This window comes from Anaerosporobacter sp., from assembly GCF_965301125.1.
This window is the reverse complement of the sequence record NZ_CBDLAM010000036.1, coordinates 1-8,961: the sequence shown is the minus strand read 5'-3', so window position 1 is coordinate 8,961 and position 8,961 is coordinate 1. Positions and strand designations below refer to the sequence as shown.

Below are 8,961 nucleotides of genomic sequence, written 5' to 3'. Positions count from 1 at the left end.
ATGGAATACCTAATTCTTCATTCTGACTCATATAAGCTAAGAAATGCTTTCTATTTGTTAGATACTTCTTTACTCCATCCCCATACAACTCATGAAAAGCTGACCTAGTTGCATCTGTCCACTCTGTTCTTAACACCTCAAGACGGAATAATAAAGAGAACTGTTTCTGTATGATTTTGAATCGTTCTTCTTCTTTACATTGATATGATTGTAACTTATGTATAATATGATCAACAACCTTATCTGCTTTATAACGATTAATTAATCGTTCCATTGTAGAATATTCTTGATTATTAATCCGATTCTGTAAATCATGTGTTAATGCAAAGCTTATGGCTGCTCTTAAGTTAACATCTAATTTTCTATTCTGCAAAGTTCCAATAATGCAGTTTCTTGCATCTGATAATTTAGTGTAGAGTAGGAAATCAAAACCTTCAAATGGTTCCGACTCACTTTCTTTTTCTTTTGTTAGAAAGCGTACTCGATCACCATAACTTAGTATGATTCTTGCCACTTCAGGACACGACATAGAAAGTGATAAATCCCGTACTCCTTCATACTCTTCCATATGTCTGGGATATTTTCTACAGGTATCACACAACATGGCAGACCCTAGTTCTGCATGGATATCGCAGAGTTTATCGTCGTTTAAGAAAGCACAGCGATGATTATACTGCTTAAAAGAACCTCTATGAAAATCTATGGAATTTTGAAGGCAATTACCAAAACCGCCTTTTACATTCTTATATTTTTGTAACGTTTTTGGATCGATCATAATCTCCCATCCAGCACAACAGGTATCTTCACATTGATCTGCAATGCATTTGAATCGATTATAATAATCCGGTACTGAATATAGCATATTCATTCCTCCAAAATGTCTTATTCGCAATCATCATACGCTCATTTTCCCAAATATTCAAGTACCGAATGTAGGAAATATGTAACTATTCCATTGCATGCTTTTTCTTTAATCGTTTACCATATATTTCATTTACTGTGAGTTTTAACACGGAAATCACTTTAAAAAGTCTTGTATCAAATTTATGTTCTACACCTGGTTGATACTGATTCATCACACTTGTAAGTGCTGCCATTTTCTCTTCCTCACCTAGTATTTCCATTGTCCCGTTACCGCACACGCTGTCAAATTCCATGGTGCATTCACATGCCATCTCCCCAACAACTAAATTATGTGCACAACTCATAGAAAACGCTACCTTATTGTTTTCGCGTAATAAATCAAGTTTTTTCCCAGCAGTAGCACTATGAAAATACATCGTAAACTCCCCATTCTCATACTCCACTCCAAAATTAAGTGGTATCACATAAGGATATTCCTTATCACAGATTGCGATATTACATACATCACATTGTTTCATGATTGCTAGAATTTCTTCTGGATCTTTAATTTCTCTATCTTTTCTTCTCATAATATTAATGTTTCCCTTCTGCTGAATTTAATAGTATATATGTTATTGTATTGACCTAAGAAAATTTTGTCAATTTAGAATTTAAAAAAGTATGGTACTTTTCTATATGAAATGCTACAATGATTAAAATATTTACGATTAATCACTATAAAGGAGATTACTATATGATTGTAACCTTGTTACAAGAAATGATTACTTACTATACTGGAGATCCCAAACGGATCCAACATTTTATCAAAGTACATAGTTTTGCTAAATTAATTGGTGAAATGGAACAACTTGATACTACAACTCTACAAACTCTTGAAATAGCTGCTATTGTACATGATATTGGTATTAAAGTTTCTGAAGAAAAGTACGGAAGATGTAATGGAAAGTTGCAAGAACAAGAAGGACCTATCCTCGCCAAAAATCTTCTTGAAAAATTAAACCTAGATGAATCAATCATAGACAGAGTATGCTACCTAGTTGGACATCACCATACTTATACAGTCGTAGATGGAATTGATTATCAAATATTAATAGAAGCTGATTTTCTTGTTAACCTTTATGAAGATTCTCTTGATAAACAGGCAATTAAAGCTGCATACCAAAAAATCTTCAAAACTTCTACAGGAAAAGAACTCTGTAAAACAATGTTTGCAATTTAACTATTATAATAAATATTCTTAATTATTCATCAGTAACTTTAACCAACACCATTTTCACTAGTCATATTACTTCATGACATTAACCCTTGACATTCATTATAGACAGTTGTAGAATATCATCATAGACAAATGTAGATAATAGCATTCGAGGTAATTTGTACCTTTCATTTACACGAATACGCAAAAAGGAGCATGATAATTATTATGGATAACAAAGAACAAGAAACAAATCAACTTACACGCTTACCAGACACAGAGTTTGAAGTTATGTCGGCTATATGGCAAAACACTCCACCAGTAACTACTGCTATATTAATGGAACAACTAGGCAATGCAAAAGGTTGGAAACTTCAAACGCTGATCACATTGTTAAATCGATTAATTGACCGTGGTTTTCTTCGAAGTGAAAAATTAGGTAAAGAAAGAACTTATTATCCTATCGTAAAAGAAAATGATTATATTCACTTTGAAACATCACACTTTGTAAAGCAATATCACCAAAATTCTATCTGTAATTTAGTAAGTTCTTTTTGCGACAACACCAAGCTAGACAAACAGGATATCGCAGAATTAAGTGCTTGGCTAAAGGCTATGGAAGATAAACTCTAGAAAGGAGCAGAGTAACCCTTATGAAAAGTTTGTTATTAACTTATATGAACAATGGCATTTTAGTGTCTATCCTAGTGCTCCTACTATTCTTCTTTCAAAAAATACTAAGAAAGTATCTATCTAACATTTGTCTATACTTATGTTGTATGGTACTACTATTTGCTTACTTAATTCCATTCCGCCCATTTGCGGAAAATTCACTCTTTACACTAACGACTCCGCGGGTCGATAAAGAGATAACGGAATCTGCAAAATCTCTAGATTTATTAGAAAGCAACTCACATACAACATACTTTACTAAAATGCCCTCTAATTCTGTAGTAATAAACAACGATTCTCCTATCATTGTTCCTGTAACAGCGAAGGCATTTCAGATACATATAAATCTAATCTGGGCTTTCGGTGCTTTCATTGTATTTAGCTACCATCTAATTACATATTATCTCTTTCACAAATCTTTAAAACGTACTACAACACCGTTAATTAATCAATCCATACTTCAACTATTAAACATAAATAAAAAGCAACTAAAGATAAATAGTTCTGTCACCTGTCGTATAAGTTCATCCCTTAGAAGTCCTATTACCATTGGATTATTTCATCCAATCATTATCCTTCCTTCTAATACTTATACGAACGAAGAACTAAATTATATACTTCGTCATGAACTTGTACATATTAAACGAAAAGATATCCTATTGCAATGGCTTCTACTCGTTTGCTTATCCATCCATTGGTATAATCCGATTATATATTTATTCATCAAGTTATGGAATGAATTATGTGAAAGTTCGTGTGACAGTATTGTACTAAATAATGCTACTATAACTGAACGTATACAATATAGTAGGACATTATTACAAACAGCTTCAAATCAAAACCAAATACACCAATTATTATTTATTAATTTTAATGGAGGTAAAAAAAGAATGAAAAATCGTTTAGAATCCATACTTGATACTAAGAAAAAGAAAACTAGTATTCTTATTATTATGGTATTAGCACTTATCTTATGTACTACTTCTGTATTTTCTTTTGCAAAAGATAATACAGATAAAATGAAGCCTCTTTCCAAAGAATCCATAGGTCATATCGAGACATCTACTGATCTAAGTACGAAAATCACAGAAAATACCACTTCTATTGAAACAAATACAGATGAGAATTCACCAAACTTCTCTCTTAAAGACTTTATAACAGAATTAAAGACATATGAAGGTTCTTCCTATATTTATGGTGGTAACTCTCCTGAAACAGGCTTTGATGCAAGTGGTTTTACACAGTATATCTATAGCCTCTATGGCTATACACTTCCACGAACCAGCTTAGAACAATGTAACTCTCTACCTACAATTGACCAAGAAGATATACAACCTGGAGATCTTGTCTTTTATGCCAACAATGATAATAAAGTTGGCCATGCAGCAATCTATCTTGGTGATGATCAGGTAATTCATGCATCAAATCCAAAGGAAGGTGTGAAGATATCTCCTATCGACTATAGACCTGTTTATAGTATAGGAAGAGTTCTACAGTAATACTAATCAAAGAAAATTTACCTTGACAAAATCTGTTTAAAATCTTACAGACACTTACGCGAGATTCCTACGTGATCGTATCGGTGAAGACAATGTAATCTTCGTATCTGGTACAGATTGTTATGGTTCACCAATTTTAGAAAGTTATAGAAAATTAGAAAAGGATGATTCCTTTACCATACAAGATTATGTTCGTAGTAATCATATAAAGCAAAAAGAAGCCTTAGATAGCTATGAAATTAGCCTTAATCTGTTTGCTGCTTCTGCTCTTGATGAAGCTGCAAAAGTTCATAATGAAGTATCGGCTACCATCTTTAAAAAACTCTATAAAAAAGGTGTTTTAAAGAAACTAACAAATTCACAATTCTATGATCCAAAGTTTAAAGTGTTATTAAATGGTCGTCAAGTTGTAGGTAAATGCCCAATTCAAGGGTGCTCATCTGATAAAGCCTATGCAGATGAATGTTCCCTTGGTCACCAATATATGCCTTGTGATTTAATTGATCCGATCAGCACATTATCTGGTTTGAAGCCAGATGTTACAATGGTCGCCAATTGGTATTTTGATTTGGAAGCCTATAGAGATCTACTGAATGAACGAAATAATTACTTAAGAATAAACACAAATCACCGTAAATACCTTCTTAATACAATAGAAGAATTTTTGAAGAAGCCATGTATCTACGTGAAGAAAGACTATGAACATGTGGTAGCTTCCTTACATGACAAACTACCTCCCTATAAAATTGCTGAAGAATCAAGTAAATCTTCTCTCACCCTTGTTTTTCAAGCTTTATCAGATCGCGAGACAGCTCAGGAACTGCTATCTTCTCATGGTGTACAATATCGAACAGGTAAAACACTTGTACCTTTTCGTCTTACAGGCAACATTGAATGGGGCGTTCCAGTACCACAAGTTGATTCCGATGATACGCCTCTTACTTTCTGGGTTTGGCCTGAATCCTTATGGGCTCCGATTTCATTTACAAAGACGTATCTTATGCAAAATGGAGATACAGAAGATGCTTGGAAAGAATGGTGGAATTCTAAAGACTCCATGGTATATCAATTCATTGGAGAAGATAATATCTACTTCTATGGTGTAGCACAGATGGGATTATTCATGGCATTACAAGATGGTGATAGCACGATTACTCCTGATGATGGCCAGTTACAACTACCTCATCTAATCGCTAACAATCACATCCTCTTCCTAGATAAGAAGGCAAGTAGTAGCTCTGATATAAAGCCTCCTATGGCAAAGGATTTACTATCCTATTACACACCTGAACAATTAAGAATTCATTTTCTCAGCCTTGGTTTGTCCAATAAGAGCGTTAACTTCCAACCCAAACCTTATATACCTAATGCAGAACCTAAAGCTGCAGATACTGTATTAAAAGAAGGGAACTTATTAACCAATGTATTCAACAGACTTGTTCGTTCCTGTTTCTACACGGTTCAGAAATATTATGATAGCAAGATTCCTGAAGGAGCAATTACGGCTTCCGTACTAGAAGAGGGCAAGAACGCAATACTTGATTTCGAACTTAGTATGTATAATCACGAATTCCATTCCTTAACATATCTACTAGATACGTATATTAGAAATGCGAATAAATACTGGGTTAATTCCATGAAGCAAGCTGAAACTTCAGGCGATGATGAGCTTCGAAAGCAAGTGCTAATTGATTCCTTCCATGCAGTCCGTGTAATTATGACATTATTACATTCCATTGCTCCAAGCGGTTGTGAAATGATTCGAACCTATCTTCATGCTGACAAAAAGATTTGGAATTGGAATTATATCTTTGAACCAATTACATTTTTCCTAGAATCCAATGCAAAGTTAGAATATCTGGAGACGAAGGTTGACTTCTTTAAGAAACACGAGAGCCAGTTTTAACAAAAAAACAACTTTTCATAGCTGTGTACCATATATGAACATATATATATTCACAAAATGGCATTCAACTCGGAAAAGTTGTTTTTTATATTACCACTACTCCATCGTACCAAGAATGACAATACCAATTACGCAAATGGTAATCATCCCATAATGTCTCATTGATAATTTTTCCTTAAGGAAGATTCTACTCCACAATACAGACGCTACACAGTAGGCTGAAATAACTGGTGCTGCTGCGATTGCGTTAGCTCCAACTGCGAAGATATAGGCAAATTGTCCTGCTGTTTCAAAGATAGCTGCAATAAATTTAGGACTTTCTCTTTTAATCGTTAATTTTTCTTTCTTTACAAAAACAACATAGATGAATGAAATGATTCCCATGAAAAGAAATGTTAATTCATAAGCTACATTTGCTGTATTCTCATTTAGCGTTTCTAATACAAGACTATCTGCTACTGTTCCTGCTGCATCAATGATACAGTATAAAACAGGAAGTAAGATAGCCAGAACACTTTTCGTATATTTCACATTTGCTGTACTTTGTCTCTTAGCACGAAGTTCGTCATCTTCCTTCATCTCAACAAGCCCCAAACCAAATACACCAATGCATACAAGCGCTACCGCAAATGTTTGAAGTCCATTCATTCTCTGTCCTAAGAATAAGAAGCAACCAAGTGCTGCAATTGCACCAGATGAATTACAAATTGGCGAGGAAATCGATAGTTCAATATAGCGAAGTCCAACATATCCAATTATCATTGATCCAATGTACAATAATGATACTGGCAAATACGCCATAAAATCACCCATTGTAATTGGTGTTCCTGTAACAAATATTTCATACATAGCATGAAGCCCCATAACAAGGCCAACAGCCATAACCATCTTTAAATGACTAAACTTATCATCTGGTCTGGATCCCATCTTACTAAACAAATCAGATCCACTCCAACAAAGCAGAGCCACTAAAGCTAACCAAAACCACATATATATTTTCCTCTTTTCTAATATAAATTCTAAACAATTGTACACGAAATTTGTCAAAATTTGAAGTCCTAAAAAGTAAAAATAAAATATTTCTCAATTACTTAAGCCGATTTACAAGAAATATGACATTTGTCACCTCATTGTTACTTATGTAATATATTTCTAACTTTTTTCTAATGAAATTCATTACAAATTTCACTAGTTGTTTTTTCTACATATTGGTATAATCACTAATGCATATGGAAATATTATCTATTGATAAGTAAAGGAGAGTATACATGAAAGTCTTTATTAAATATGTTCTAAAGAGCATGACAGAAAAGAAAGGGCGGTTCTTACTACTCCTCATAGCAATCGCTATGAGCACAGGACTTGTAGTTACCAGTACTGGTTTAGTAGATATCATTCTAGATAGCTTAGTAAAACCTGTAGTGGCCTCTTATGAAGAACAAGACCTAGTAATTGAACCAAACGATAAGGGGTTATCGTTTTTTCCTTGTAAGGAATTAGATACAGCTGGTATAGAGCCAGATAGTATCACGAAAGAAATCGTTGTTAACGGAATCATAACAGACAATATTGATACAGATGATGAAACTACCCGATCTGTATCCATACGTGCTAGAGAGAATTCTAATATTCCACTTGAGCAATTAACCGAGGGATCTCTAGATTTATTCAAAGATAACTCTTGTATTATTTCGCAACGTATTGCAAAAGAACGTAATTTAAAACTAGGTGATACCATCTCCATCGTTATAGCTGGTGTTGCCAAAGAACTAACTGTATCTGCTATATCTGCTCCAGATGGCGTTTTCTACAATGATACAGAATCTTCATTCTCTATGTTTCTTCCATATGAATATCTTGCAAAAGAGTTTGGAGTTGAGGGCCAATATAACTTCGTTACTGCAAAATCTATAGATGGTAACGTAGATAAAGCAATTGAATCTTTCGATGAAGCTAATAAGGATTTTAACGCTTCAGAACTTTTTGATATGGATACTGTGAAGGAACAATTCTCAAGCTTTAGTAGCATCCTATATGTAATGCTTTTGATTGTAGTTGCTATGAGTGCCATAATTATCTATAGTACTTTCAAACTTATTATTACAGAACGATTAACTACCATTGGTACCTTCCTAAGCCAAGGAGCTACTACTGGAAAAGTAAAATTTATCTTACGTTTAGAAAGTTTCTTTTACGGAATCATTGGTGCATTGCTTGGTACTGGTTTGGGTATTCTTGCCTTGCATGTAATAACTAGACTCATTTCCCCTTTGAAGAAGTACGGCATCTATGAACAAGTAAGTATTAGACCAAGCTACATTATATCTGGTGCTATATTTGCAATCCTATTATCCCTACTATCTTCTTACTTACCAGTTCGTAAGATAGGAAAATTACAAGTGAAAGACGTTATTCTTAACGACGTACGTGTCTCCATGCACGTGGGATATAAGAAATTCATAATAGGTTGCTGTTTAATTGTGGCTTCTTTGCTAATTTATTTCTTTGGCGGAGACGTAACAACTAACCTATCACCAATTTTATTGATTGTTTCTCTTATAGGAACAATACTTGCTTATCCAAAAGTGATTGATTTCTTATCCGTATTCTTAAGTAAACTATTCCGTGGCAAGAATAAATCTCTATTTTTTGCAACAAATAATCTTCGTACATCGAAGATATTACTGAGTAATATAACGTTAATCGTAATTTCTATATTATCAATCCTTGCAATTACTTCTGCTGCTAATAGTATGGTCAGTGTTGTTGTGGATGCTTATGAAAAATTAGATTGCGATATAGAAATCTATAATATATCAACAATT

General features: G+C 33.7%; 8 protein-coding genes and 2 pseudogenes. 7 read left to right on the top strand and 3 right to left on the bottom strand.

Annotated features, from left to right (window positions below):
* Both fliB and ACW2QF_RS05975 read right to left on the bottom strand, forming a co-directional pair.
* Positions 1-862: flagellin lysine-N-methylase (gene fliB / locus ACW2QF_RS05980; protein ID WP_455715083.1), on the bottom strand; the 862-nt coding region annotated here is incomplete at its 3' end.
* Between the two features lie 85 nt (positions 863-947).
* Positions 948-1,433 (bottom strand): pyridoxamine 5'-phosphate oxidase family protein, encoded by a 486-nt coding sequence (locus tag ACW2QF_RS05975; RefSeq protein ID WP_455715082.1) that lies wholly within the window; start codon positions 1,431-1,433, stop codon positions 948-950.
* A gap of 164 nt (positions 1,434-1,597) precedes the next feature.
* Between ACW2QF_RS05975 and ACW2QF_RS05970 the strand changes: the two genes are divergently transcribed.
* From ACW2QF_RS05970 to ACW2QF_RS05945, 6 genes and pseudogenes are all read left to right on the top strand, one after another.
* Complete coding sequence (locus ACW2QF_RS05970) at positions 1,598-2,083, top strand: HD domain-containing protein (RefSeq protein ID WP_455715081.1); 486 nt, start codon at positions 1,598-1,600, stop codon at positions 2,081-2,083.
* A gap of 192 nt (positions 2,084-2,275) precedes the next feature.
* Positions 2,276-2,692 (top strand): BlaI/MecI/CopY family transcriptional regulator, encoded by a 417-nt coding sequence (locus ACW2QF_RS05965; RefSeq protein ID WP_455715080.1) that lies wholly within the window; start codon positions 2,276-2,278, stop codon positions 2,690-2,692.
* 20 nt (positions 2,693-2,712) lie between these two features.
* A pseudogene (locus tag ACW2QF_RS05960) lies at positions 2,713-3,585 on the top strand (M56 family metallopeptidase); the annotation flags it as partial.
* Between the two features lie 36 nt (positions 3,586-3,621).
* On the top strand, positions 3,622-4,230 hold the full coding sequence (locus ACW2QF_RS05955) for a C40 family peptidase (RefSeq protein ID WP_455715100.1): 609 nt from the start codon (positions 3,622-3,624) through the stop codon (positions 4,228-4,230).
* A gap of 58 nt (positions 4,231-4,288) precedes the next feature.
* Positions 4,289-4,918, top strand: a pseudogene (locus tag ACW2QF_RS05950) (class I tRNA ligase family protein); the annotation flags it as partial.
* On the top strand, positions 4,916-6,136 hold the full coding sequence (locus ACW2QF_RS05945; protein ID WP_455715099.1) for a class I tRNA ligase family protein: 1,221 nt from the start codon (positions 4,916-4,918) through the stop codon (positions 6,134-6,136). The pseudogene ACW2QF_RS05950 and the gene ACW2QF_RS05945, both read left to right, overlap by 3 nt.
* 96 nt (positions 6,137-6,232) lie before the next feature.
* Here ACW2QF_RS05945 and ACW2QF_RS05940 read toward each other — a convergent pair whose 3' ends face one another.
* The gene (locus ACW2QF_RS05940; RefSeq protein WP_455715079.1) at positions 6,233-7,126 is read right to left on the bottom strand and encodes an EamA family transporter; all 894 of its coding nucleotides are present in this window, start codon (positions 7,124-7,126) and stop codon (positions 6,233-6,235) included.
* A gap of 278 nt (positions 7,127-7,404) precedes the next feature.
* Here ACW2QF_RS05940 and ACW2QF_RS05935 point away from each other — a divergent pair.
* Positions 7,405-8,961: ABC transporter permease (locus tag ACW2QF_RS05935; protein WP_455715078.1), on the top strand; the 1,557-nt coding region annotated here is incomplete at its 3' end.